Raw genomic sequence first — 24,448 nt, 5'->3', positions numbered from 1 at the left:
TTATCGGGGCCCCCTTTTTTAAAAACTAAATTTAGATTTCGAATAAGAGAATACATTTTGAGTAATCTTTTCAAAATGTATTCTTTTGCTTTGATGTGAGAGTTTGAGAAGTATTTTTCATTATTAAATGAAAGAAGCAGGACCATTGAAAAAAGGGGATTTGTTGATGTTAATAGAAAAGAATGTTGATAAAAGGAAATGGAGGGCATATATGACTAATTATTCATTGCCGAATTTCATTATTAAAGAACGTGGTAAGGTATCGGAATGTTTTATTAAATTAAGGATATATGATTTTTATGCAGCGTTAAAGTTTGTTGGCGAATTGCCCTATGGGAGGAATTCTAATCGGTCCGATTATGAATTAGTAATGAGCGAAGGAAAGGGAACTTGTAGTACGAAACATGCTTTACTTTCTGCGTTATGTAAAGAACAAGGGGTGGAAGAAATAAAATTAATTACAGGAATTTATGAAATGAACGAAAATAACACACCAGGTGTTGGAAATGTTTTGAGAATGCACGGCTTAAACTCTATCCCAGAAGCACATTGTTATTTAAAGTATAAAAATGAAAGATTTGATTTCACTAGAATTAATGTGAATGGGGAGCCTATTGAAGAATTTTTAATAGAAAAACAAATAGAACCTTATCAGATTGGGAATTTCAAAACTGATTTTCACCGTTCTTACATACCAATATGGTTAGAAAAATATAAATTAAATCAAAAATTCGATTTGGATAGTTTATGGAAAGTTAGAGAAGAATGTATCAAAGAGTTGTCAGCAACTTAACAAGTATTTTTTAGTTTCCTTATGTAACTAATAGGGTGTTTTATTCATGTAAACAGTATATATAAATCCATTTTCATTTTTCGCTATCTAAGTCGTTACTATGCAGAATACAACATGACTGCTACTGGCTTTCTCCTTTTGTTTTAAACCTTGCATGTGGTAGGAAAAGGCCCTGAGCGTTTCCATGTGCGGCCAGATGCTCTCGTCCCCCTAAAAAGAAAGGTTTTTTATGTCGGGTTCTTAACTTGTATATATAGAAAATAATTAAATTTTTTTAGAAAAAGTAAATTCATAATTATATATTTAGAGCAAGTTTTGATCAATCTTTTTTCAAAACTTGCTCTTTCAATTTGTTTATTTATTTTTCGGCATCTTTGTCTAGCTCTGCCTCCTAAGCCAGTCGGCTCTGCTTTTCTTTATAAGTCGCTGCTATGGAGAAAAAGTATCCTGCACTCGTTGTCTCCCTTTGTTTTAACCATTGCCCGTGGCAGGAAAAGGCTCCGACCGCTCCTATGCATGGCCAGGTGCTCTTGCCCATCTAAAAAGAAAAGGATTTTTAAGAGCAAATGCGTTTTTTTATCCGGTTACTTAGATGTTTTAATCCTAATCTGGCTAAATTCTACCGGTATATAATATTTATTATAAATCACGGGATATTTATTGCTAATATATATACTTTCTAAAATCAAATCACATTCGTCTCCGTGGAAAAGTTGATATTTTAATGATGATGGAGTATTGACGGAATGAGAACGTTTAATTTCAATGGTAGAGGAATTAGCTAGTTCATATATTTTCTCCTCTAACATTTCCAATAGTTGTTTTTCGTTTTGTAAGTCAAGATTTAACTTGGAAACAGCTTCTATTGGCATCATCGTAAAAGCAAAAGCTACGATCTTATCGTTACTTTTATACCAGCGTTCCAATGCAACCACTGCAGTCATTTTTTGATTTAGTACTTGCATAGCATAGTCTGTTACTAGATCAATTCGGAAAGTAAGTTCGATATCATCTATTGTTTCGGTATAGCATTTATATAAGGGATTCCCTAACTTCTCCAAGCCGTCCATACTTTCATTATGGTGAAAGTATGTAATGAAATTTCCTTTTCCATGGATATTTTTCACCAATCCATCTTCCTGCAAAAGTGCTAAAGCATGCCGTAATGTCATTCTGCTTACACCAAATATTTTGGCCAATTCGGGTTCTGTTGGAAGTTGACTGTCCGGTGGGAAGGTTCCATCCATGATTAATTTATACAATTGGTCATACACAGTGACGAATAACGGTTTTTTTTGTTTATTAAGTTCATGAAGCTTATTTTTCATTTTCTTATACCCCTATAGCTTTTCAATTTCATGACTATACATTCCGTTTCTTTATTCTATTGTAACTCACTTTTTTGTGGAAATTAATACGCTTTCAAAAAATCATTATAATTGGCACTATGTGCATTTGTCACTCAAACTGAAGAAGAAGGGTATTGCGCACTGTACAAAAAACAGCATGGTCTTCTAAACAAAGAAAATAGTAACAGTAGTTTCCTTGAATAAGCATATTTTCATTTATGAAAAATTATGCTGTAATAGTGAGAGAACAATCGTTCATTCTGTTCTATATAAATCGATTTTGATTTATCAACATACAAGTCGCTGCTATGCACAACAAAACATGATATGCACTTGCTTTCTCCCTTTGTTTGAAACATTGCATGTGGCAGGAAAAGGCCCTGACCGCTTCTATGCATAGCCAGATGCTCTCGCCCCCCTAAAAAAAGTGGCTTTATGTTGATTTTTTAATTTATATTTATATAAGTAGTCAAAGAAGTGAGGAATCGAGATTGAAAAAGTTTAAGAAGTTTTATTTAGAGATTACGAGTGTATGTAACCTCGCATGCAGCTTTTGTCCGCCAACAGAACGGCAGAAGCAATTTCTTTCTGTGGAGGATTTTGCTAAGAGATTAGATCAAATTAAACCTCACACAGACTACATTTATTTACATGTAAAAGGTGAGCCTTTGCTTCACCCTAAAATAGGTCAATTGTTAGATATCAGTCATGAAAAAGGGTTTAAAGTCAACATTACAACAAACGGAACATTAATTAATAAAAAGAGAGACAAATTATTAAATAAACCTGCACTCAGACAGATGAATTTTTCACTTCATAGCTTTGATGGTCATGAGGGCTCTAAAGATAAGGAAGGATATGTGAGGAGCATACTTTCCTTTATTAAAGAAGCGACAAGTCAGTCGGAAATGATTGTTTCGCTGAGACTATGGAATCTCACGCAAGACAATAAGACGAATGTTGAAATACAACGAAACAGACAGTTATTGGAAATTATTGAGAAAGAATTTGATTTACCATACAAAATTGAAGAGAAGGTCACACCAGGAAGTGGCGTGAAAATTGCTGATCGTATTTTCATCAATCAAGATTACGAATTCCAGTGGCCTGCACTGCATGAAGAAGAGGATGATGGAAAGGGCTTCTGTTATGGCCTTCGAAATCAAGCAGGTATTTTAGCGAACGGAACGGTTATTCCTTGTTGTTTAGATGGTGAGGGCATTATCAATCTTGGAAATATTAACGATGCCTCATTTTCTGATATTATCGAAGGGGAACGAGCGACAAATCTAGTAGATGGATTTTCACGAAGAGAAGCAGTAGAGGAACTATGCAGAAAATGCGGATATCGCAAACGATTTGGGAAATAGATAGGGAAACGTAAAATAGTACAGTAAAAAATGGACCAAAACAGTTTCTTCCTGTTTTGGTCTATCTTTTTTTACCATTCCTTTGGCTCATAGTTCAAGTCTTGGAATAATCGATTACGCTCTTTTTTAGATAAGTCTCTCCATTGTCCAACGGGTAGATTACCTAAATGAATATTCATAATTCGAGTCCGCTGTAGTCTATACACATCGTAGCCAAGCGCTTCACACATGCGACGAATTTGGCGATTTAGTCCTTGTGTTAAAGTGATTTGAAAAACATATTTGGAAAGTTGTTCCACCTTACAAGGCAGCGTTTTCGTACCTAAAATTTTTACACCTTCAGCCATTCGTTTTAAAAATTCAGGAGTAATCGGCTTGTCTACTGTAACAATGTATTCTTTCTCATGCTTATTTTCAGCACGTAAAATTTCATTGACTATATCTCCATCGTTCGTAAGGAGTATTAAGCCATCTGAATCTTTATCTAGTCGCCCAATATTAAAAATTCTTAATGGGTGATTGACTAAATCAACAATGTTACCCTTAACATTTTTTTCTGTTGTACTTGTAATACCAACGGGTTTATTTAAGGCAATATAAACATAATTACTTGCCATTCGTATTTGGTTACCGTTTACACGAACATCATCCCCTGGCTCGACTTGGCTGCCTATTTTCGCAACCTTTCCATTTATCGTGACTCTTCCTTCAGTGACTAATTTATCTGCACCGCGTCTCGATGCTTGTCCAGATTCACTAATGAACTTATTAATACGCATGTTAAACACAACCTTAAGTAGAGAATTAATAGTATAAGAATATTGGATTCGCATTTGATTTTCAAGGGGACAAGCATAATAAATTACAGAATAGCGGAAAAAACAACAAAAAATATATGGAATGTGTTTTTATTGAGAGACAACTTTGTTCAGAAAAAGATGTGTTAGATTTTGTAGGCATATGTGTTGGAAATGACGTATACTTATTAATACTCTACATTGATGTATTTTCTGAAGGCTTGAAAACAGGTTTAGCAGGAATTATGCATATGGTATTCATACAATGGTGAAAAATACATACAAGAATATATAACAAAATGAGGTTAGTACATGAGTCCACAAAGTTTTAACGATTACGCATTGAGTAAAGAAATTGTAAGAGCACTTGCTAGCTTACAATATGAAAAGCCAACAGAAGTGCAAGAGAAAGTCATCCCAATTGCATTAGAAAAGAAAGATCTTGTTGTAAAGTCACAAACAGGAAGCGGTAAGACAGCTTCTTTTGGGATTCCGCTTTGTGAAATGGTTGAATGGGAAGAAAATAAACCGCAGGCGTTAATTCTTACACCAACAAGAGAACTTGCTGCGCAGGTAAAAGAAGATATTACGAATATAGGAAGATTTAAGCGTATTAAAGCAACTGCGGTTTACGGAAAATCCCCATTTGCACGTCAAAAATTAGAACTGAAGCAAAAGACACATATTGTTGTCGGCACTCCAGGTCGTGTATTAGATCATATTGAAAAAGGGACTTTTTCGTTAGAGCGTCTGAAATACTTGGTGATTGATGAGGCAGATGAGATGTTAAATATGGGCTTTATCGATCAAGTAGAAGCCATTATTGACGAACTACCTACAAACCGAATGACGATGCTCTTTTCTGCGACATTACCAGCAGATGTTGAAAATTTATCTCGTACATATATGGAATCACCAATCAACATCGAGATTAAAGCATCTGGCATTACGACAGATAAAATTGAACATAGTCTTTTAGAAGTGAGGGAGGAAGAGAAGTTCTCTCTTCTGAAAGATATAACAACGATTGAAAATCCAGATAGTTGCATTATTTTCTGCCGTACGCAAGAAAATGTAGATGATGTATTTAGACAGTTAAAACGTTCTGGCTATCCTTGTGATAAAATTCATGGCGGTATGGTGCAAGAAGACCGGTTTGCAGTAATGAATGATTTTAAAAGAGGGAAATTCCGTTATTTAGTAGCGACAGACGTAGCAGCAAGAGGAATTGATATTGAGAATATTACCCACGTTATTAATTACGATATTCCATTAGAAAAAGAAAGTTATGTACACCGTACAGGAAGAACGGGACGTGCTGGTAATAGCGGAAAAGCAATTACATTTGTAACCCCGTATGAAGAAAGATTTTTAGCAGAAATCGAAGAATATATTGGCTTTGAAATTCCGCAAATGGATGCTCCATCAAAAGAGGATATTACAAAAGGAAAGATAGCATTTGAGGAAAAAATAAATGCTAAACCAATCATAAAGAAAGATAAAAGTGTGGGATTAAATAAGGGAATCATGAAGCTTTACTTTAATGGCGGGAAGAAAAAGAAAATCCGAGCAGTGGATTTCGTTGGTACAATTGCCAAAATCCCAGGTGTCACAGCGGATGATATAGGGATTATTACGATCCAAGATAATGTTTCCTATGTTGATATATTAAACGGAAAAGGACCACTTGTTTTAAAAGCAATGAAAAACAAAACGATAAAAGGTAAGCAGTTAAAGGTTCATGAAGCTATTAAGTAAAAAACTATCCACTCTAATGGGTGGATAGTTTTTTGTGAAAAATAAGGAAATCATGTATAGAAGCAAAGGTAAATAATGAATTAGAAGACAATGAATTCGAAAAAAGGAAAGAGCCATTGCAACATTTTTTGTTATGACTCCCGATCCTTTCTTAATTTCATTTAGTTGCAATACGGTGGATTTACTTCAGCTTCAGAAATAAAATTATATAGTAATTAATTAAAAGATGAATGGGGACTGTAGCGAAAGACTTGCGACAGTCTCTTTTCTATGTGCGTAAAGCAATAAAGTGAAATTTCCATCAGTGGGGTTTTTCTTCATCCCCCACTGATGGTTAGTTGAACCAATCGGGCTTTTACGGGCAGTTATCCCCCACCTATCTTCTTCGCTTCTCTCTCAACCTTGAGGTGGGGGTTTTACTGCCCACAAATAGCGGGATAAAATCAATATCGCTTTTAGGAGCACTTTTAGACATAGCTATAGATAGCTATGTCTTTTTACTTTCCTTATAGAATCCTTATAATTGTGATTTATTCTAGACTCACCAAATACAAGGAGGAAGTTTAGAATGAGTGAGATGATTTTAGAAACAAAGAATCTCTGCAAAACATTTCAAAAACAAAGGGTGGTACAAGATATTTCACTTTCTGTACCGAAACATTCAATCTATGGATTATTAGGTGCGAATGGGGCGGGGAAATCGACTACTTTGAAAATGATAACGGGCATGCTTACACCTACTTCTGGTGAAATTTATTTTGATGGTCATACATGGACGCGGCATGATTTACATTCTATCGGTGCTTTGATTGAGTCCCCTCCGCTTTATGAAAATTTAACGGCAAAAGAAAATTTGCTGGTTCGTACGACTGCTTTAGGCTTGCCGAAATCAAGGATTGATGAGGTATTGCATGTTGTGGAGTTAGAGAATACAGGTAAGAAAAGGGCAGGGAAATTTTCGATGGGAATGAAGCAGCGGTTGGGAATTGCCATTGCATTGCTTAATCATCCGAAGCTTTTAATATTAGACGAACCAATGAATGGACTTGATCCTTTTGGTATACAGGAATTAAGAGAATTGATCCTTTCTTTCCCTAGCAAAGGAATTACTGTCATTTTATCCAGCCATATTTTAAGCGAAGTAAGCCAGGTTGCAGATCATGTTGGGATTATAGCTAACGGTGTATTAGGATATCAGGGGAAATTGAATAAGAATGATGACTTGGAAAATTTATTTGTACAAGTTTCGAGAAAATATAAAAGGGAGGCATAAGAAATGATTCCATATCTTGCGGCTGAAAAAATAAAAATCAAACATACTTTTTTAAATAAGCTGATATGGCTAGCTCCATTAACTCCAATGTTGATTGCGCTTTTAATCTCGGGGGGGTATTTTCAAATAACTAGTTACAACTGGTGGTACGCCACTATTCTTTCAGGAATGCTTTCTTTAAGTTGTGCACTTCTTGCGGAAAAGGATAAAAAAATGAATAATCGAGCCATCTTATCTTTACCTGTTTCCTTAAAACGAGTATGGGTTTCTAAAGTATTACTGGTTTTAGGAATTTTGATTTGTTCCTGCATGATTTTTTTCTGTGGAATACAGTTATTTAGTTTACTATTAAATAAAGGTGATTTCCAAATAATCTCCGTGAAGAATACATTATTAGGAAGCATTGTTTTGGTTGTTACCTTTATGTGGCAAATTCCTATATGTTTGTTTTTAGGTAACAAGATAGGTATATTTTTGACGGTTCTATTAAACGTGATAGCAAATGGAGTAGGACTTGCATTTGCAACAAAAAGTATTTGGCTGCTCAATCCATATGCATATCCAAGTAGACTCATGATTCCGATTATGGAAATATTACCGAATGGTATGCTTGCAAAACCAGAAAGTGTAACGTTTACACCAGAACTCCTCTCCTATCATGTCCTGCTGCCAGGCATAGTCATTTCGGTAGTGCTGTTTCTTTTGTTTACTTATGTGACGACAAAATGGTTTGAAAAGCAGGAGGCAAAATAAAATGGGAGTTTTACCAAGGGTATTAAGAGCTGATTTTCTAAAGATGAAGGGTACGATTTTTTTCTGGATACATATAGTGATGCCAATCATCGGGATTATTCTTTTTTTAAGTTACTATTCCTTTTCCAAAGTTGATACTATTAGTAAGGTTCCAGTTTATATAGAAGTATTATCTATGACTTTTCCACTGCTTATTAGTGTTGTATGTTCTTCTATTGTGGAACAGGAAGCGTTAGCAGGGAACTTTACAGAACTTTTAGCAACAGAATACGGAAAGCGGAAAGCATTTATTAGTAAAGTATGTTTACTGTTAATATGCGGGTTTTGTTCGACTATATTGGCAGTCTTTGGGTTTGCGGCAGGTTTTCATTTTTTGTTAGGGCAGAATGAATTTCCCCTTTCTTTATATTTTGAGATTTCCTTAATACTTTTTGGATGTCAAATCTTTATGTATCTATTCCATCTGTTCTTGAACTTTCGCTTTAGTAAAGGTGCTTCCATTGGAGTCGGCATTATAGAAAGTTTACTGGCAGCTTTAATGCTTACCGGGCTGGGAGAGGTTATTTGGAAATACATTCCGTGTGCGTGGGGGATGAGATTGTGTAGTAGTTTTTTTGAATACAGATTGAGACCTGATTCGTTTCATGCCTTACAAGGAGATACTCAAATGGGAGTAGTTATATGTATTTGCTCAACGATTATTGCTTTTATTATGTCACTTATATGGTTTTCTTTTTATGAAGGGCGTAAAGAAATGTAAACACATTTTGTAAACACAGCATTATAATGGAAGGAGGAGGGGATCTGTATGGCAAAAATATTAGCAATTGATGATGAAGAAGGCATTCTTTATATTATAAAAAGTGCTTTAGAAAAAGAAGGACATGAGGTAACTGCCGTTCGTAATCCTCTTACGATTTCCAAGAACAAATTTTGTCATTATGATTTAATTTTATTAGATGTCATGATGCCAGAAATAGATGGATTTACACTTTGCAAGGAGATTCGGGACTTGGTGGATAGTCCCATTGTGTTTCTAACTGCGAAAACAATGGAAAAGGATCTGATCACAGGTCTTAGCCTTGGCGGAGATGATTATATTACAAAACCTTTTGGAATCGGCGAACTGCGTGCAAGAGTGTCAGCGCATGTAAGACGTGAACATAGGGAAAAGCAAAATGCCTTTTTTCTGTCAGGTCTTACATTTAATCTATCGTGTAAAGAAATAAGGTATGACGATACAGTTATCGCATTTACGAAAAGCGAGTATGGAATTTGTGAGTATTTAGCTCTCAATCACGGTCAAGTATTTTCAAGAGAAAAGATTTATGAAAATGTTTTTGGATATGATGGCGAAAGTGATGATCTGGTAATTGTGGAACATATTAAAAATATCCGCTATAAATTATCTAAGTATGGCATGAATCCAATAGAAACGGTGTGGGGAATCGGATATAAATGGAAAAAGTGAAAAGACAAATAAATCTCCGCAAAATTTTTATACGGTATATTTTCGCATTTTCAATAGGGACAATTGCTTTAGTTATTTTTCATCTGAGCTTGTTCAGTATTGGAGTTAACAAAGGGGTGATTCTTCCGGCAAATTATTATGAGAAACAGATTGAATCACAAAGAGACGCCATAGTAAAAGCGGAACAGGGCGATGAACGGATTTTAAAACAATATAAATATGTTGTGTATGACTTTTCAGGAAACATCATTCAAGGGAATATTCATAAAAATGATGCGAGGAAAATATGGGATAACGTACAGAACAATGAAATAGGTGACGGAGGATACTACTATGCAGTTATAAAACGAAATAAAGATATTTGTGTCGTTTTATATACTTTGCATACTAGTTATAAAAATCCTGTTTTGCAGAAGTATTTACCAATCCCAGACATTTCTTTGATTATCTCTTTTATCCTATTATTTGTTGCAGAAGTGCTCTTTCTATCTCGTTTTTTTGGCAAATCATTGTCAAAGGAAATGCTAATTTTGAAAAAGGTAACCAATAAAATTCAAAAAGAAGATTTAGATTTTCAAGTAGAACAATCTAGAATCATAGAAGTGAATGAAATATTAGATTCCTTAGTAAAAATGAAAGATGAATTGAACGATTCCTTACGTAAACAGTGGGAGATGGAAACGAATAGAAGAGAACAGATTGCTGCTTTAGCACATGATGTCAAAACGCCATTAACGATACTGAGAGGGAATGCCGAGTTGTTAAATGAATTGATGCTGGATTCGAATCAGGGGAAATGTAATGAGCATATTCTGAAAAGTGTTGCTGAAATGGAAATGTATATGAAATCTTTGCTTGACATTACGAAAAGTGAGGAAGGGACTTCACTTCAATTTAAGCAAATAGAACTTCAAAACTTTATTGATCATATTATAGAGGAAAGTGCAATTTGTGCTTTGGACAAGCAGTTAAATCTAATCAAAGAGGTTAAGGACATACCGAGTTTTATAAATGCTGATGAGGGTGCTTTGAAAAGAGCAATTATGAATGTGATGATGAATGCAATTGAATATTCCCCGGTACATGGTGATTTGATATTTTCAGTTGAAACTAGTAATAGTAAGGTCCGGTTCATTGTCGAGGACTCAGGAAGAGGATTTACAAAAGAAGAAATGAATTCAGCCACAGAGCAATTTTATAGAGGAGATAAAAGTAGAAAGTCAAAAAATCATCATGGAATCGGGCTATATATTGCTAAAAACTTTGCAAAGCAGCATGGTGGAAATGTTTATTTAAATAATTCAGAAAAGCTAGGCGGGGCAAAAGTTGTTTTGGAAATATCGGTGTAGTGGAGAAAACGTTCAAAGTTTTGTTTTCATACAGTCTTTATAGTTTTAACTATACTAATGATAACTTATGTCTTAGTTGACCGGCTGCATTAAGGTAGTTTTCCTTTTTTCTTAAGAAAAAGGGTGTTCCAACAAAATACGGAATAAAAGATTCAAAAGCCTGGGTAAGGAAACAACCTCACCCAGGCTTTTCTTGCTACTTTATTTTGGTAATGTGAATGTCACTTTTTTCCCATTTGAAAGGTCTTTTACCTCTTTATTTCTCATAGGTCCTAATTCGACCTCAAAGCTCTTGTTTTTCCAAATCTTTTCATACTGCTCCTCATCTAAGAGGTAAACTTGTAATAACTCGCCAGATGTTCCGGTTTTGATCACATCATTATAGTTGTAAGTTAGCAACATGCCTTCGCCGAGCGTATACTGCGCGCCATCATTCACTTTTAGTGTAGAACTTATTGAAGACAACGCAATATCTTCAGACCCTTTGTTATTGAGTTTAAATTGAACTGTCAATAAAACAATGCCATTTTTGAAATTTTCAAATCGCGGAGCTTCAACAGAATTTGGCGTGAATTTGGTGAATTGGTATCCATCTAATGTAACATTGACATCACCTAATTGTTCACTTTTATTAATGTTTGCTTTCTCGTTTAGCATTTTCTTCTCGCCCATGTTATCAACGGTTGCTTTATCTTTATAAAAAGTTTTATCTGCTGCAACCTTTTTGCTACCTTGTTTATTTACACTTAACGCAAATGTCCCCGCACTTCCGATTGGAGCGTCAAATTTTCCTTTATTCGCTTGCGCTTCAGAAACTTTAACTGATACCGTTGATAGCCCCAAAATTTTTGTTAAATCATCTTTACCGAATGGATAAGCAACATAACCAGAAACGGTTTTCCCTGCTTCTACTAAATAATTATTTTTTGGAGACAATTTTTCAGATAATTGTTCTTCTTTTGGAATTAAATCTCTATAATTCGTGTAAGCCTTTTTAGCGCCTGTAAATGACATGTCTAAGGTTGGCATATAGTAAACATCTTTATTTGAACTATTCTTTACAGTATAGTGTGCAAGAATAACCCCACCATCTGTTTGATTGTTAAAAGGAATGCTAAAATCGTTATGAAAATCATTCAATTCAACTAATGTATAGTTATCAAGCGATACTGAAACATCTTGTAACTTATGTACTTGCGGTTCCTTGTTTTCATAAAGGACTTTCGTTTTACCGTTTGTTTCTTTCTCCATATATGAAATAAGCTTTGAATAATCGCTTGAATTAGCTTTCGCACCTTCAGATTTTTTTTCTTTTGCTGTATCCGTTTTTTCTGTCTTATTTTCTTTTTGATCTTTACTTGCTTTATCACTTTGACCGCAACCAGTTATCATAAAGGCTGCAACCATCATGATAGAAAATAAAGAAATTATTTTTTTTGACATTTCTCTTCCCCCTATTTTTCTCTCTACTAAACCCCTAATCTAGATAGTCGAATAATCGGTTGTATCGCCCTCCCTATCTTTTCTACGCTTCATTATATAAAAAATATTTTCCATTTACCACCTCTTTCTGGTATCTTGAACCATTTGAGTAGATAAATCTGTATGTCAAAAAACGTAGAAAATCAACGAGGATTCTGTCAATTCAACTTTTACAGAGGGGATTTCTAAGAATGAAGAAGGATATCATTACAAACGTTCAGTAGACTAAAAAAAGAGCTTTAGTAAAGCTTTTTTTTTAGTCTACTTCTTAACCTTTTTCATTTTATTTACAAAAAGACTAACGGTACCGATAGCAATGAATGCATAACCTATTGGTAGTAAATAAAATGGTTCTACAAGTTTACCATCTGGAGCGACTGTAGATCCGACAGTATGAAAGCTAACAAAACATGCGATTCCGAAAATAAATGGTAGTAAAGTTAAAATGTATTTTTTCATATTAAACCTCCATGTGTAGGAATTTTTTTTGAAAATAACTGCTTTATAGTTAATAATTATAGTACTGTCATGTAGTTAGTACTATTTATATAGGTGACAAAAATCTTACAGATCTGTAAGAGGGAAAAGTGTATATGTGTGGGTTTTAAATGAAGGGGAGGGGATTTTTGGATGGATAAGTTGCAACAAGTAATTGAAAAGCATCGGAATTTTTCACAGGAGAATTTAGCATATTTAACCGCTTTTTTCATGAAAGTGCGATAGGGGAAGAAGTATTATCAATTATTATGTCTCATAAAAATAGTTGTAGGCTGAATAGAAGTTTTCTGTACATGAAAGTTTCTTCAGAAGAACCGAAGAAACTTTCCGTTCATATAATCAGTGTTATTGAACTTTAGCTGAGCTGGAAAAGAGCATATTTGTAGAATTAAAAAGACCGGGCAAGACGGAATCCAAGGTCGTCTATGCGAAAGGTTGGATGGCTACGACGACGACACGAAGCCCCGCAACCTCTGGCCTCTTCAGCCCAGCTGCCTCCTCGGAAAATTCTGTAGGAGCCGTATACTTGTTCATCATATAAATCCCAGCACCACTCCCAAACATTCCCTAGCATATCATACAGACCCCATGAATTCGGTTCCTTTCTTCCTACTTCATGGACCCTGCCTTCTGAATTTTCATTATACCAGGCAATCTTATCAAGCTCTCCGTATCTATAACCAGTAGTTCCTGCTTTACATGCATATTGCCACTCTGCGTCTGAAGGAAGTCGATAGCCATCTGCTTCCAAGTCACAAATAATGTTTTCACCATCGTTACTTATAGAATAACATTCTTTCAGTCCAGCTTTCTGTGAAAGCAGATTACAAAAGGAAATCGCATCGTGCCAAGAAATATTTACAACCGGTTTTAGATCTCCGTCAAAAGAAGATTGATTTGTAATAGCATAGTATAGATCTGTAGTTACAGGATACCGGGCAAGAAGAAACGGTTTGATTTCAGCTTTCCATGTGCTTTTTATTCTGTCGTCCCTTAATTCCACTGCGCCCGCTGGAATTTTCACCATTGGATAGTCAATGGAACTTTTTATTTCATTGGACACTCTAACTGCCTCCTAATGAACACTTTTTTACGAATTTTACCTCATTTCGAAGCGTGGAAGCAATACGAAAACGAAAAATTCATAATTAAAAGATAACAAGGTTGTATAGGATACAAACCTAAAACAAAAAAAGCCCGGCATATGCCGAGCTTTTTTATTATTACTTCGATTCTTTTTCAGCCTTTGGAGTTTCGAAAACATCTTTTAAGTCTTTATCTTCGATCTTCACATCTGCTTTTTTCATTTCTTTTGTAACAAGATCGTTCATAAATTTAGGATCTTGCATTTTCTTGTCAACAAGCTCGTTTTTAATACGATCTTTTTCTTGATCAAGTGGTTTTAATTCTTTAATATCAGTAACTTTGATGATGTGGTAACCGAATTGTGATTTTACAGGATCACTCACTTCGTCTTTTTTCAATTTATATGCAGCATCTTCAAATTCTTTTACCATTTTACCTGATGTGAAGTATCCTAAGTCGCCGCCTTTTTCTTTTGAACCTGGATCTTCAGAGTATTGTTTTGCCAACTCTTCAAAAGATTTGCCTTGTGCAAGTTCGTCTTTTACTTTTTTCGCAGTTGCTTCATCTTTTACAAGAATGTGGCTTGCTTTAATTTCAGGTTTGTAATTGTCTTTTATTTCTTTATCTGTGATGCTTTTCTTCACAGCTTCTTTCATTGAAAGCTCAGCGCGAACAGTTTCTTTTAATTGTTTTTCAGTCATGCCGCTTTGTTTTAATGCAGCAGAGAATTGATCGCCGTATTGCTTTTTGTATTCGTCAAATCGTTTATTAACGGCATCATCTTTTACTGGGTAGTTTTTGATAAATACTTTTTCCATTACTAGGTTACGTAAGACGTTTTTACCGCCTTGTTGTTTCATTGCATTGTAGAAATCATCTTTTGTTACGTCCCCAGCTTTTGATGTTACAACTTTGTCAGAAGTGCCACATGCTGACAATGTGAATACACTTGTTACAGCTAGGGCAAGCATTGCTTTCTTCATGAAATAAACACTCCTACTATTATGTATTTTTTAATCCCGCATGAACGGGCAGTAATCCCTCACTAATGGAAGTTTCACTTTATAGTATAAGCAATATGTACAAAATTTAATATAACATATTTCGGTTCGTTTTCCTATTGATAAAGAAAAATTGCCCATTTGTTCGTAAGGATTGTCAGATTCGGTCATGTCACCATTCTGGGCTTACACGCATACAAAGAGAAATGAGGAGGTTGAATTTATAATGAATCAACAATTAATTTTATGGCTTGTGTTGTTTATTTTATTAGTAATAGTAGGTATAATTTGTTTATAGAGGAAAAAAGTGAGGAAGGGGTTTCCTTCCTCACTTTGCATGAAATATAATTTCTATATAACTAGAAATTAATAGAATGGTAATGCATATGTTAACGAACCGAAAGACACTCGTTTGACGTCGATCAGATATTTGTTTTTGTTGACACAGTGTGTGTGTCATAATGTTTGCATAAGCTAGAACGATAAATGCAAAAGCAATAAATGTAATTATAATTGTCACGAGGAGAGTCCTCCTTTGGCGAAAATACATATAATCCTATTGTATCATACGATAATTTGTTCGTGTTATAAAATTCTGAAATAGAGGCACTGAGATTATATAAATACAAATTAAAAAAGACATCCCCTTTTTAGCGTGGGAGAAAGCAGGTCAATTTTTATGTTCAATAGTAGCGATTTATATAGAAAGAGAGGGAAGAAAATGGACGTTGTGAAACGCTTAGAACAAGCAGAATATTATGTATCGCTTCTTTTTAATATGATAGATGAACAAAAGTGTCCATTTTATTCTTTAATTATAAAGAAGAAAGTGATGAAATGTGATGTAGAACATTTGTTAGTTCTTTGTGAACAAATGAATGAGCAATACTTAATGGAAAAGCAAGAAGGTTTGCTTTTATTTGATGAGCTGTTGAATAAATTTGAAAGAGCGCTTCCAGAAAGCCTCGAAGGAAAAGAGACGGCGGAAGCGCTCGAACGTCAAGGTTTGTTTCAACCATTGATGCAAGAGTTTTTACATATGATAGCGAAAAGATAATAATTTAGCATTTTTTAACAAGTTTTTCGTCGTGCTCTATAAAACTATCCTCGATATTATCCAATGATTTCTCGAAAATATCGATAAAGTCTTGCCCATAAACATTTCGTAAAATAGCCATTAATTCGATGTTTTCTGGGAATTTACCGTAGAAATTACGAAGAGCCAAGGCACCGTTAAAGACAGAATTACTTTCAGGATCATATTCCTCCATTAATTGCAATAGCAATTCTTCTCCCTTCTCTGTAATTTCAATATACGTGTTTCGTTTGTCATCTTCTTTTTTTGAAAATATAAGCAGACCGCGTTCTTCTAGTTTTTTAGAGAAGTTAAAAGCCGTGGATACGTGCATGACACCGAATTTTGCAATTTCTGAAATAGAAGCCCCTTTTAAATGATACGCAATCCATAAAATGTGATGTTCATTAATATTTAAATCGTATGGTTTAATCCATTGCTGCCAATCTTTTTCTACGCACTTCCATAATGCTTTTGATAATTGAGCGATACGTTGACTAAAAATCATCGCTTCTTTTATTGAATAACTTTTTTCTCCGTTTTTCATCGATTCACCCACTTTATACAATTCTTATTCATTACTATCTATTATGCCAGTAAAATAAAAATTAATAAAGTGTTTTTGTTAGAATTGTGAAAATTTTTCGTTAAAATGACAAAACTATACAAATTTCGAGTAGTAATAAAAGCGTTTCCTTGTAGGACAGGACAAAGATTGACGGAATTTTATTCTTATTTGGATGTAGAAAGAAAAGGAGTATCATTGTATAAAAAATACGGCACATGTATGTCATGTGCCGTATAAGAGACGATAAGAATCAAAAATATTTGTTATATACGAAAAATTACGCTTTATCAGGAACCGTTTGTTGTAACTTTTCAATTGATTTTTGAATGTTTTCAATTTCTTTTTCAATGTGGCGTTTATTTTGAGAGATATCTTTTCTCCATGTGGAAAGTGTTTCGTGCATATCAACTTTTAATTCTTGAATCACTTCTTTTCCTTCAGAAGCTGTTTCAACGATTTGTCGTCTTAATAGCTTTGTATCTGCTGTAATATCAGCCAGTGTTTTCTTTATATCATTTCCTTTTTCTTTTAACTTACTTCGCATATCTTTTCCAGATGAAGGAGTAGAAAAGAGTACAGCAAGTCCAGCAACAGCTCCGCCGCAAATGACGCCAGTTAGAAAGGATTTAGATTTTGACATGAAAATGGCCTCCTTAATTTGTGTAACTCGCCATCATAGATGGAAGTTTCACAGCATTGTTATACTCATGATGTGTAAAACTGTGCATATGCATAAGACAAGGGGGGAGAAAAGTGAAATTGATTACAAGCATTTGTTTTATTGTCAGTCTTTTCTTTCTTGTACGAGCAATGCAATTATTTTTTATTTTAAAACAGAAAAGATCATACCCGCCAATACTTTCGGTGAAGCAGCAAGCTGTTAGATTCGCGTTCATTGGCGGAGTATGTATGGTATGTACAATCCTATTGTACATACTGCAATAGATAATAAAGATTTGATCTTTTACATTCATCATTTCTGATAAAAGAGTTACTTTACGCTAGTTGCAATTGTGTTTGCAATGTTTTGTAATTCTTCCATTGTGTAATCACTGTGATGAGATTTCCATACAGCACCGAAACCGTCTTTTTCACCGTAGCGTGGAATTAAATGAAAATGGAAGTGAAAGACAGTTTGTCCTGCTTTTTCTCCGTTATTATTTAATAAGTTGAAACCAACTGGATTATATTCAGTTTTAATCGCATTTGAAATTTTTGGAACAACAGAGAAAATGTGCGTGGCAATTTCTGGTGTTAATGCAAATACATCTTGTTTATGTACTTTTGGAATTACGAGTGTATGTCCTTTTGTAACTTGGCTAATATCAAGAAAAGCGAGTACATGTTCATCTTCATATACTTTTGCGCAAGGGATTTGCCCCTCAATAATTTTACAAAAAATACAATTATCCGCTGTATGATTCATATTCCTCATCCTTTCAGTAGTCTTAGCCGTATTTTATCATAATTACACAATAGAAAAAACACGAAAAGCAGGAAGCCGCTGAGCTTCCTGCCTTCTGAAGAAGGTTTGAAAAAGCATTTTCGTTTAATCTACCTTTGGGAGACACCTCATTTATTTAGGAAATGCGCGGTAACTCGACATATATTCTGCCGTCGACACCCCATTTACATTGAAATGATGTTGCAATCCTTTAGAAATGAATTGTTTATTTTATAAAACAGTATCTACTCTCCTCGAGACACCCCGTTTCTAAAATGAAACAAATTATATGACTCCGTGTAAATTACCTTTGTCCATTATAGACACCCCATTTCATGATGAGTTCGCTAGGCTGTATTCATCACTTTTATGGTTGCTTTTTCAATGTGTTCCTTCCTCACTAATTATGATGTCCGCTTTGACGGAAGATATGCAAAGGAATTTTTTTCTTTTTATCGTATGTCTGTACTATGTAGAAGCTTTATTTTTTTGGTAAGATGATACATATACATAAATGAAGAAAGTGGTGTCATATGGAACAATTATTACGCGTGGAAAATGTCACAGGCGGATATACGAAGCGTCCTGTATTACAAAATATTTCATTCTCTGTTAAGAAAGGAGAGCTGGTCGGCTTAATCGGTTTAAACGGTGCGGGAAAAAGTACAACGATCAAACATATTATCGGATTAATGGAGCCGAAACAAGGTCATATTACGATTAACGGTAAGACGTTAAAAGATGATATGACAGCATATCGCTCTAGTTTCTCGTTTATTCCAGAAACACCTGTGCTTTATGAGGAGCTAACGTTAGAAGAGCATTTAAAGCTAACGGCAATGGCGTATGGCGTTGAAGAGAAACAGTACGAAAAACGCGTAGAAAGACTGTTAAAAGAGTTTCGTATGAAAAATCGTTTGAAGTGGTTTCCATCCCATTTTTCAAAAGGGATGAAACAAAAAGTAATGATTATGAGTGCGTTTTTAGTCGAGCCTTCTTTATATATTGTGGATGAACCATTTGTTGGACTAGACCCGCTAGCGATTCAATCATTGCTGCAAATGATGGACCAAGTAAAGAAAAGCGGTGCAGGCATTTTAATGAGTACACATATTTTAGCGACAGCAGAGCGTTATTGCGATTCCTTCATTATTTTGCATCAAGGTGAAATTCGTGCACAAGGCACTCTTGAAGAGCTGCAAAGCGAGTTTAACATGCCGGGAGCAACGCTTGATGATATTTACATTGCACTAACGAAGGAAGAAGATGCTGATGAATAGTAAAGAGTTATGGAAAGAACGGTTTCGACATTTTTTAAAGGAAATTCGTACATACGGTAAATATGTGTTTAATGATCATTTGAAATTTATTTTTGTGTTTATTATCGGAGCGGGTGCGTATTATTATCAGCAATGGCTGCAAACATTAACGCCTGCATTTCCGATCTCATTTGTGATGGCGATTCTGATAGGACTTGTGTTAACGACAGGATCGATTCAAACGTTATTAAAAGAAGCGGATCTTGTGTATTTACTTTCAGTAGAAGAAAAATTAAAAGCATATTTCGTAAAAGCATTTCAATTTACGTTTATGATCCAGCTGTATATTGTGGCGATGGTAAGTGCGGCGCTTGCTCCGCTCTATTTCCAGCAGACGAAACAATCTGGGGAAACATACATCGTAATTGTACTTGCGATCGTGTTAAGTAAAGGCTGGAATTTATTTGTGACGTGGGAAAAGTCGTATATGACGGATAATCGTATTCATCTTACGGACTGGTTTGTTCGTTTTGTACTTAACTTTTTCTTCGTTTATTTCCTCGTCGAGCGCGCTTCTGTTATGTATATGGGAGCAATCGTCATGGCGATGGTGATTTATCTTGTATACTTGCACCAGAAAGTAAAAGGAAAGCCGCTGAACTGGGAATATTTAATTGCTGAAGAAGGAAAGAAAATGATGCTGCTGTACCGCATTGCTAATATGTTTGTGGATGTACCGGCATTAAAAGAACGGGTAGCTCGCCGCAAATGGCTTGATTTTATTCTTCAGATTGTCTCAGACAAACGGCCATATTTATTCTTATTCTTGCGCACGTTTTTACGCTCAGGAAATTATTTTGGATTGTATGTCCGCTTACTGGCAATTGGCGGCTTGATTCTATACTTTGCGCCGTTTCTCTATGTTCGTCTTTTTGTCGGTGTCGTGTTTTTATATTTAATCGGCTATCAGCTGTTAAGTTTATGGAAGCATCATCGTTTGAAATTATGGCTTGAGCTATACCCTGTCCGAGAAGAAGCGAAAATGAAAGATTTTCTGACGTTATTATGTACGTTGCTTTGTGTAGGTGGTGTCATTTTCACTGTACTATTTGCGTTTGCAACGAAGGATATCATGATGACAGGACTTGTTTTTCTTGAAAATATGTTATTTAGTGTCTTGTTTGTCTATCAATACGGGGTGAAGCGTTTAAAAAAATTATCCCGCATCATATAGGGAAAGGGAGAAAAGAATGACTGAATATGAACAAAAGGTCATCTTAGAATTACAACAGTGGAAAAGAAAAATGATAAAAAACTCTTCTGCAATGACACGTTTCTCTAAAGCAGTTCAAACGAAAATGCAGCAGCTCATTCCAGAAAAAGTGCAAAATATACTTACAGAAACCATTAAAAAGATGGTACAAGGCATTAGTATTGGCTCGAATTTTATCAAACCGAGGCTAAAAGAAACAGATTGGTCACTGCAAAAAAGAGATGAAGAAGTGCTAAAGAAGATAGAGGAGTATAAAAAGATTGCAGCCGCAGAAGGAGCCGGGACAGGAGCAGGAGGATTTTTACTCGGGCTTGCTGACTTCCCGCTGCTGCTCAGCATTAAAATTAAATTTTTGTTTGATGCGGCAACATTGTACGGCTATGACACGAGTAAAGAAGAAGAACGATTATTCATTCTTCACGTATTTCAGTTAGCTTTCTCAAGCGATAATCATCGGAAGGAAGTATGGAAGGCCATTGAGACCTGGGATACGAATAAGGAAAATCATATAGACTGGGAGAAATTTCAGCAAGAATACCGCGATTATATTGACCTAGCCAAAATGCTGCAGCTCGTACCTGTCATTGGTGCGCCGGTGGGAGCGTATGCGAACTATCAACTCCTGCAGCGGCTTGGAGAAGTGACGATGAATTGTTACCGGCTGCGGTTTTTGCAGCGAGAAGGTATGATGTAATTATATAAAGGATCTGACACGAAAAAGGACTAATGTCAGGTCCTTTTCGTGTACTTGTAGTGTCGAATATCGCCGAGTAATCTTTAAATTGTGTCGAAGCGCCGATATATTTTAAAAAGCGCTGATATATAAGTGAACATATAAGAAGGAGCCGATTCAAATGACAGCTACATCTCTTTTGAGTCGGCTCTGCTTTTCTTTATAATCCAGCTCCAGCAGCTAGAACAGTCGGTGGCTTCGCGTCTTCCGCCGAGGCAAAAAGCGCCTCTATGTCAGAAGCTCCATCCCCCTCTTGTTCTGAGCGAGCCGCTTCCGCTTTTCTTTATAAGTCACTGCTATGCAGAATACAACATGACCACTACTTGCTTTCTCTTTTTGTTTTAAACCTTGCATGTGGCAGAAAAGGGCCCTGACCGCTCCTATGCACGGCCAGATGCTCTCGCCCTCCCATAAAAAAGAAAGGGGTTTTATGTCGTTTTTTTAACTTATATACATATATTTTAACATGTAACAACTTTTGTTTTATCATTTGCAAATAGGGAGAGTAACATCGATCGTTGTTCCTTTATTCACTTCACTTTCAATCCATATCTTGCCTTGATGCATTTCAATAATTTTGTAACAAATCATTAATCCTAAGCCAATACCTTCTTCTTTAATGCTATAAAAAGGTTCTCCAAGGTATGGTATACGTTCTTGAGGGATCCCGCATCCTTGATCCATAAATCGAATATTGATTTGATTATCATCAGCTCTATCAATTTGAATTGAAATTTCTCCTCCCGTTGGCATCGATTCAATGGCATTTTTTAAGATATTAATGAATACTTGTTTTAATTGATTTCCTTCACAATCTATCATTGAAATATTAGACATAACTTCTGTCTTCATTTGTATATTATTCATGAGTGCTTGGGGCTCTAGCAGCATGACAACTTGATTCATTAACATGCTTATATCATTAGGCTGAATTTTTACTGCCTGTGGTTTGGCGATTGCCATAAATTCATTCGTAATGCTTTCAATTCGATCAATTTCTGATGATACGATATTTATATAGTGATGATTACTTTCATTTTCCACCGTTTTTAATAATTGCATAAATCCTTTCATGGCAGTTAAAGGGTTTTTAATTTCATGAGCGATTGCTGCAGCTAATTGACCTACAACCGCAAGCTTTTCTGATTTTCTTAATAATTCTTCCGTCTTGATCCGTTCGGTAATATCTCGAGAAATACTTAAGAAAACTTCTTTTCCATTCAACTTGAATACGCGAATACTAATTTCTGTCGTTATTTTCTTTCCTGTAGGAAAAACATATTCATCTTGCAAAGTAAAAGAATCTTCTCCTTTTTTAATTTTTTCTATTAATCTTTTTAAAAGGGGAGAATCCTTAGAAGCAAGATCAAAAAATGGCATATTAAGCATTTCATCTCTACTTAAATTAAACCTTTCACACCCAATCGTGTTTACTTCAATGAATCGAGTAGGAATTCGATTTCTATCCAATTCTACTACGTATACCGCATCCGCTGCCTGTTCAAACAGTGCACGATATTTCAATTCACTTTCTTGCAATTGTTGATATAATTGATGTCGTTCTTTTTCTGCTTGTTTTCTTTCAGAAATGTCCCTACATATTGCAGAGAGGGCCATTATCTTCCCTCTTACATCTAGAATCGGTGAAATCGTCATACTTACATCAATTAAATCCCCATTTTTTCGTTGTCTAATGGTCTCTAATCGAGTAATTGCAGATTTTCCAGACAGGATATTTCGAACAATTTTTATCGATTCATCCATTAAGAAATCGGGTACACAAGGAAGTTTTTTACCGATCGCTTCTTGTATGGACCAACCAAATATCGTTTCATAAGCTTTATTCGCTTGTAAAATATGTCCTTCTCGATCAGTGATAACAATCGCATCTATGTTGTTATCTACAAATGACTCTAGTAATTCTTTAGTCGTTTTTAATTCATCTTCCACTTTTTTTCTCTTTGTAATATCAATTGCAGAACCAACAACTTCAATCACTTTTCCATTTCGCTTAAAGGGCCTAAGAGCGATTAGCGCAATGGTTTCATCATCTGGCCAAGGAATTTCAAAGATAACTTCATTCCCTTCCCACGCCTGTACATAATACTTCAGTAATTGAGGAACGAGATGGGAAGGGACAATGGAAGGATCTATCATACGTAAACTTTTTCCTACCACTTGTTCAGAATAAAATCCATTTTGATAATAAAATTGTCCATCACACATCGTATGTATAAAGTGCGTATCTACTTTAATAAATTTAAAAATCCCTCCTTGCAGTTCATGAACAGTATCTTTTAGCTCTTGCTTCGATCTTTCTAATTTTTGATTTATTTTAAATAAATCTTGTGTTAAGGAATATAATTTTTGATAAGCTTCCATCAGAAAAAGTCCGCTTAATAAACCTACACTTGTAAAGAATAAGCTTTGCATGTAAAGAATGTTAGATATTACAGTCGGAATGAAGAGTTCACCTACCAATCGAATCATAGCTACATAACAAATCAGATAAAGAAAGCTAGCTTTAAACGGATGCAAGTTTTTGAAATATGTTTTAAAAATAGTAAATATAATACCTACTCCTAATAAGGCAACGACATATGCTCCACAATATCCATCCATATAAATAATGCGCATTATAAAAATACTAAGTAACGTAATCCAACCGGCAGTACGACCAAAGTAAACAAATGACAAAATGAGAGGAACAGCTCGAAGATCATAGTAAAACCCCATGTATTTAAAAGAGAAGACCATCAAAATAACAGCAATGATTGCCCCATATACTTTTTCAATGAACTGGTTGGATTTAATTACAAACACTTGGATGAATATAGTTGAACTAACTAGGAAAGCAAAAATAAAAAGGTTAATAAAAAAGTCTTTGATAAACATATAGTGCTCCTCCTTATATCAAACAAATTCGACAAAAAAGGAGGAAATCCTACAAGAATTATTATAGAAATAGAGGGACAGCCCGTTTCTTGTTGCAACTTAATATATTGTTATAAAGTAAATGATATAAATTTACTCTTAGAATTTAAGACCTTATTAAAAGGGAAACATTACCTTAAAATAACTTGTTTTCCAATTGTGTTTTTTATATGATGGATACA

The 24,448-nt window shown here is 35.0% G+C and carries 25 protein-coding genes; 14 read left to right on the top strand and 11 right to left on the bottom strand.

The window, feature by feature from the left end; genetic code table 11:
• Positions 1 to 166: 166 nt before the first annotated feature.
• A complete protein-coding gene (locus BM350_RS08915) occupies positions 167 to 793 on the top strand; it encodes a hypothetical protein (protein ID WP_211482625.1) in 627 nt (208 codons plus the stop codon).
• Between the two features lie 584 nt (positions 794 to 1,377).
• On the opposite strand, the gene BM350_RS08910 is transcribed toward BM350_RS08915, so the two are convergent.
• Positions 1,378 to 2,121 (bottom strand): GntR family transcriptional regulator, encoded by a 744-nt coding sequence (locus tag BM350_RS08910; protein ID WP_090917644.1) that lies wholly within the window; start codon positions 2,119 to 2,121, stop codon positions 1,378 to 1,380.
• Positions 2,122 to 2,633: 512 nt separating this feature from the next.
• Between BM350_RS08910 and BM350_RS08905 the strand changes: the two genes are divergently transcribed.
• Positions 2,634 to 3,512, top strand: coding sequence for a radical SAM/SPASM domain-containing protein (locus tag BM350_RS08905; RefSeq protein WP_090917642.1), 879 nt, complete (start codon positions 2,634 to 2,636; stop codon positions 3,510 to 3,512).
• Between the two features lie 71 nt (positions 3,513 to 3,583).
• On the opposite strand, the gene rluF is transcribed toward BM350_RS08905, so the two are convergent.
• The gene (rluF, locus tag BM350_RS08900; protein ID WP_170857673.1) at positions 3,584 to 4,300 is read right to left on the bottom strand and encodes a 23S rRNA pseudouridine(2604) synthase RluF; all 717 of its coding nucleotides are present in this window, start codon (positions 4,298 to 4,300) and stop codon (positions 3,584 to 3,586) included.
• Positions 4,301 to 4,621: 321 nt separating this feature from the next.
• Here rluF and BM350_RS08895 point away from each other — a divergent pair, with 321 nt between their 5' ends.
• The 6 genes from BM350_RS08895 to BM350_RS08870 all read left to right on the top strand — a co-directional run bounded on the left by BM350_RS08895 (position 4,622) and on the right by BM350_RS08870 (position 10,913).
• Positions 4,622 to 6,067, top strand: a complete 1,446-nt coding sequence (locus BM350_RS08895) for a DEAD/DEAH box helicase (protein ID WP_090917638.1) — start codon at positions 4,622 to 4,624, stop codon at positions 6,065 to 6,067.
• A gap of 568 nt (positions 6,068 to 6,635) precedes the next feature.
• Positions 6,636 to 7,340, top strand: a complete 705-nt coding sequence (locus BM350_RS08890) for a lantibiotic protection ABC transporter ATP-binding protein (protein WP_090917635.1) — start codon at positions 6,636 to 6,638, stop codon at positions 7,338 to 7,340.
• A 3-nt stretch (positions 7,341 to 7,343) separates the two neighbouring features.
• Positions 7,344 to 8,093, top strand: coding sequence for a lantibiotic immunity ABC transporter MutE/EpiE family permease subunit (locus BM350_RS08885; protein ID WP_090917633.1), 750 nt, complete (start codon positions 7,344 to 7,346; stop codon positions 8,091 to 8,093).
• 1 nt (position 8,094) lies between these two features.
• The gene (locus tag BM350_RS08880) at positions 8,095 to 8,853 is read left to right on the top strand and encodes a lantibiotic immunity ABC transporter MutG family permease subunit (RefSeq protein ID WP_090917631.1); all 759 of its coding nucleotides are present in this window, start codon (positions 8,095 to 8,097) and stop codon (positions 8,851 to 8,853) included.
• A 48-nt stretch (positions 8,854 to 8,901) separates the two neighbouring features.
• Positions 8,902 to 9,564, top strand: coding sequence for a response regulator transcription factor (locus BM350_RS08875; RefSeq protein WP_090917629.1), 663 nt, complete (start codon positions 8,902 to 8,904; stop codon positions 9,562 to 9,564).
• Positions 9,552 to 10,913: a sensor histidine kinase gene (locus BM350_RS08870; protein WP_090917627.1), complete on the top strand. Its 1,362-nt coding sequence runs from the start codon at positions 9,552 to 9,554 to the stop codon at positions 10,911 to 10,913. The genes BM350_RS08875 and BM350_RS08870 overlap by 13 nt, the downstream gene beginning before the upstream one ends.
• 201 nt (positions 10,914 to 11,114) lie before the next feature.
• Here the strand turns inward: BM350_RS08870 and BM350_RS08865 are convergent, their stop codons facing one another.
• The 4 genes from BM350_RS08865 to prsA all read right to left on the bottom strand — a co-directional run bounded on the left by BM350_RS08865 (position 11,115) and on the right by prsA (position 14,962).
• Complete coding sequence (locus tag BM350_RS08865) at positions 11,115 to 12,356, bottom strand: DUF5068 domain-containing protein (RefSeq protein WP_090917625.1); 1,242 nt, start codon at positions 12,354 to 12,356, stop codon at positions 11,115 to 11,117.
• Between the two features lie 300 nt (positions 12,357 to 12,656).
• The gene (locus BM350_RS08860) at positions 12,657 to 12,854 is read right to left on the bottom strand and encodes a DUF3955 domain-containing protein (RefSeq protein ID WP_090917623.1); all 198 of its coding nucleotides are present in this window, start codon (positions 12,852 to 12,854) and stop codon (positions 12,657 to 12,659) included.
• 427 nt (positions 12,855 to 13,281) lie between these two features.
• Complete coding sequence (locus BM350_RS08855) at positions 13,282 to 13,920, bottom strand: formylglycine-generating enzyme family protein (RefSeq protein ID WP_170857672.1); 639 nt, start codon at positions 13,918 to 13,920, stop codon at positions 13,282 to 13,284.
• 196 nt (positions 13,921 to 14,116) lie between these two features.
• Positions 14,117 to 14,962, bottom strand: coding sequence for a peptidylprolyl isomerase PrsA (prsA, locus tag BM350_RS08850; RefSeq protein ID WP_090917619.1), 846 nt, complete (start codon positions 14,960 to 14,962; stop codon positions 14,117 to 14,119).
• A gap of 187 nt (positions 14,963 to 15,149) precedes the next feature.
• Between prsA and BM350_RS28000 the strand changes: the two genes are divergently transcribed.
• Positions 15,150 to 15,278: a YjcZ family sporulation protein gene (locus BM350_RS28000; RefSeq protein ID WP_313897363.1), complete on the top strand. Its 129-nt coding sequence runs from the start codon at positions 15,150 to 15,152 to the stop codon at positions 15,276 to 15,278.
• Positions 15,279 to 15,308: 30 nt separating this feature from the next.
• On the opposite strand, the gene BM350_RS08845 is transcribed toward BM350_RS28000, so the two are convergent.
• Complete coding sequence (locus BM350_RS08845; RefSeq protein ID WP_090917617.1) at positions 15,309 to 15,530, bottom strand: hypothetical protein; 222 nt, start codon at positions 15,528 to 15,530, stop codon at positions 15,309 to 15,311.
• Positions 15,531 to 15,701: 171 nt separating this feature from the next.
• Between BM350_RS08845 and BM350_RS08840 the strand changes: the two genes are divergently transcribed.
• Entirely contained in the window at positions 15,702 to 16,037 is a 336-nt protein-coding gene (locus BM350_RS08840; protein WP_090917615.1) for a DUF1878 family protein, read from the top strand.
• A 4-nt stretch (positions 16,038 to 16,041) separates the two neighbouring features.
• Here BM350_RS08840 and BM350_RS08835 read toward each other — a convergent pair whose 3' ends face one another.
• Positions 16,042 to 16,602 (bottom strand): HTH-type transcriptional regulator Hpr, encoded by a 561-nt coding sequence (locus tag BM350_RS08835; protein ID WP_090917614.1) that lies wholly within the window; start codon positions 16,600 to 16,602, stop codon positions 16,042 to 16,044.
• Positions 16,603 to 16,900: 298 nt separating this feature from the next.
• On the bottom strand, positions 16,901 to 17,263 hold the full coding sequence (locus BM350_RS08830) for a YtxH domain-containing protein (RefSeq protein ID WP_139207714.1): 363 nt from the start codon (positions 17,261 to 17,263) through the stop codon (positions 16,901 to 16,903).
• Positions 17,264 to 17,376: 113 nt separating this feature from the next.
• Here BM350_RS08830 and BM350_RS08825 point away from each other — a divergent pair, with 113 nt between their 5' ends.
• Complete coding sequence (locus BM350_RS08825) at positions 17,377 to 17,568, top strand: membrane protein YhzF (protein ID WP_090917611.1); 192 nt, start codon at positions 17,377 to 17,379, stop codon at positions 17,566 to 17,568.
• A gap of 46 nt (positions 17,569 to 17,614) precedes the next feature.
• On the opposite strand, the gene BM350_RS08820 is transcribed toward BM350_RS08825, so the two are convergent.
• Positions 17,615 to 18,049 carry an HIT family protein gene (locus BM350_RS08820; protein WP_090917609.1) on the bottom strand — a complete coding sequence of 145 codons (435 nt, stop codon included), beginning with the start codon at positions 18,047 to 18,049 and terminating at the stop codon, positions 17,615 to 17,617.
• 551 nt (positions 18,050 to 18,600) lie between these two features.
• Between BM350_RS08820 and BM350_RS08815 the strand changes: the two genes are divergently transcribed.
• From BM350_RS08815 to BM350_RS08805, 3 genes are read left to right on the top strand one after another with little or no spacing between them, the layout of a single operon-like run.
• The gene (locus tag BM350_RS08815) at positions 18,601 to 19,347 is read left to right on the top strand and encodes an ABC transporter ATP-binding protein (protein ID WP_090917607.1); all 747 of its coding nucleotides are present in this window, start codon (positions 18,601 to 18,603) and stop codon (positions 19,345 to 19,347) included.
• Positions 19,340 to 20,560, top strand: a complete 1,221-nt coding sequence (locus BM350_RS08810) for an ABC transporter permease (RefSeq protein WP_090917605.1) — start codon at positions 19,340 to 19,342, stop codon at positions 20,558 to 20,560. Before BM350_RS08815 ends, BM350_RS08810 begins: the two co-directional genes overlap by 8 nt.
• A gap of 16 nt (positions 20,561 to 20,576) precedes the next feature.
• Positions 20,577 to 21,293: an EcsC family protein gene (locus tag BM350_RS08805; protein ID WP_090917603.1), complete on the top strand. Its 717-nt coding sequence runs from the start codon at positions 20,577 to 20,579 to the stop codon at positions 21,291 to 21,293.
• A gap of 525 nt (positions 21,294 to 21,818) precedes the next feature.
• Here the strand turns inward: BM350_RS08805 and BM350_RS08800 are convergent.
• Positions 21,819 to 24,227: a PAS domain S-box protein gene (locus tag BM350_RS08800; protein ID WP_090915608.1), complete on the bottom strand. Its 2,409-nt coding sequence runs from the start codon at positions 24,225 to 24,227 to the stop codon at positions 21,819 to 21,821.
• Between the last annotated feature and the right edge of the window lie 221 nt (positions 24,228 to 24,448).

The organism is Bacillus sp. 103mf (genome assembly GCF_900116295.1).
Taxonomy (GTDB): Bacteria; Bacillota; Bacilli; order Bacillales; family Bacillaceae_G; genus Bacillus_A; species Bacillus_A bruguierae.
This window is presented reverse-complemented; position numbering and strand designations above follow the sequence as displayed.

What these genes read in the sequence shown, in the direction of transcription:
- BM350_RS08915 (WP_211482625.1), top strand. Translation starts at nt 167, where the DNA reads ATGTTAATAGAAAAGAATGTTGATAAAAGGAAATGGAGGGCATATATG.
- BM350_RS08910 (WP_090917644.1), bottom strand. Translation starts at nt 2,121, where the DNA reads ATGAAAAATAAGCTTCATGAACTTAATAAACAAAAAAAACCGTTATTC.
- BM350_RS08895 (WP_090917638.1), top strand. Translation starts at nt 4,622, where the DNA reads ATGAGTCCACAAAGTTTTAACGATTACGCATTGAGTAAAGAAATTGTA.
- BM350_RS08890 (WP_090917635.1), top strand. Translation starts at nt 6,636, where the DNA reads ATGAGTGAGATGATTTTAGAAACAAAGAATCTCTGCAAAACATTTCAA.
- BM350_RS08885 (WP_090917633.1), top strand. Translation starts at nt 7,344, where the DNA reads ATGATTCCATATCTTGCGGCTGAAAAAATAAAAATCAAACATACTTTT.
- BM350_RS08880 (WP_090917631.1), top strand. Translation starts at nt 8,095, where the DNA reads ATGGGAGTTTTACCAAGGGTATTAAGAGCTGATTTTCTAAAGATGAAG.
- BM350_RS08875 (WP_090917629.1), top strand. Translation starts at nt 8,902, where the DNA reads ATGGCAAAAATATTAGCAATTGATGATGAAGAAGGCATTCTTTATATT.
- BM350_RS08870 (WP_090917627.1), top strand. Translation starts at nt 9,552, where the DNA reads ATGGAAAAAGTGAAAAGACAAATAAATCTCCGCAAAATTTTTATACGG.
- BM350_RS08865 (WP_090917625.1), bottom strand. Translation starts at nt 12,356, where the DNA reads ATGTCAAAAAAAATAATTTCTTTATTTTCTATCATGATGGTTGCAGCC.
- BM350_RS08860 (WP_090917623.1), bottom strand. Translation starts at nt 12,854, where the DNA reads ATGAAAAAATACATTTTAACTTTACTACCATTTATTTTCGGAATCGCA.
- BM350_RS08855 (WP_170857672.1), bottom strand. Translation starts at nt 13,920, where the DNA reads ATGGTGAAAATTCCAGCGGGCGCAGTGGAATTAAGGGACGACAGAATA.
- prsA (WP_090917619.1), bottom strand. Translation starts at nt 14,962, where the DNA reads ATGAAGAAAGCAATGCTTGCCCTAGCTGTAACAAGTGTATTCACATTG.
- BM350_RS28000 (WP_313897363.1), top strand. Translation starts at nt 15,150, where the DNA reads ATGTCACCATTCTGGGCTTACACGCATACAAAGAGAAATGAGGAGGTT.
- BM350_RS08845 (WP_090917617.1), bottom strand. Translation starts at nt 15,530, where the DNA reads ATGTATTTTCGCCAAAGGAGGACTCTCCTCGTGACAATTATAATTACA.
- BM350_RS08840 (WP_090917615.1), top strand. Translation starts at nt 15,702, where the DNA reads ATGGACGTTGTGAAACGCTTAGAACAAGCAGAATATTATGTATCGCTT.
- BM350_RS08835 (WP_090917614.1), bottom strand. Translation starts at nt 16,602, where the DNA reads ATGAAAAACGGAGAAAAAAGTTATTCAATAAAAGAAGCGATGATTTTT.
- BM350_RS08830 (WP_139207714.1), bottom strand. Translation starts at nt 17,263, where the DNA reads ATGTCAAAATCTAAATCCTTTCTAACTGGCGTCATTTGCGGCGGAGCT.
- BM350_RS08820 (WP_090917609.1), bottom strand. Translation starts at nt 18,049, where the DNA reads ATGAATCATACAGCGGATAATTGTATTTTTTGTAAAATTATTGAGGGG.
- BM350_RS08815 (WP_090917607.1), top strand. Translation starts at nt 18,601, where the DNA reads ATGGAACAATTATTACGCGTGGAAAATGTCACAGGCGGATATACGAAG.
- BM350_RS08810 (WP_090917605.1), top strand. Translation starts at nt 19,340, where the DNA reads ATGAATAGTAAAGAGTTATGGAAAGAACGGTTTCGACATTTTTTAAAG.
- BM350_RS08805 (WP_090917603.1), top strand. Translation starts at nt 20,577, where the DNA reads ATGACTGAATATGAACAAAAGGTCATCTTAGAATTACAACAGTGGAAA.
- BM350_RS08800 (WP_090915608.1), bottom strand. Translation starts at nt 24,227, where the DNA reads ATGTTTATCAAAGACTTTTTTATTAACCTTTTTATTTTTGCTTTCCTA.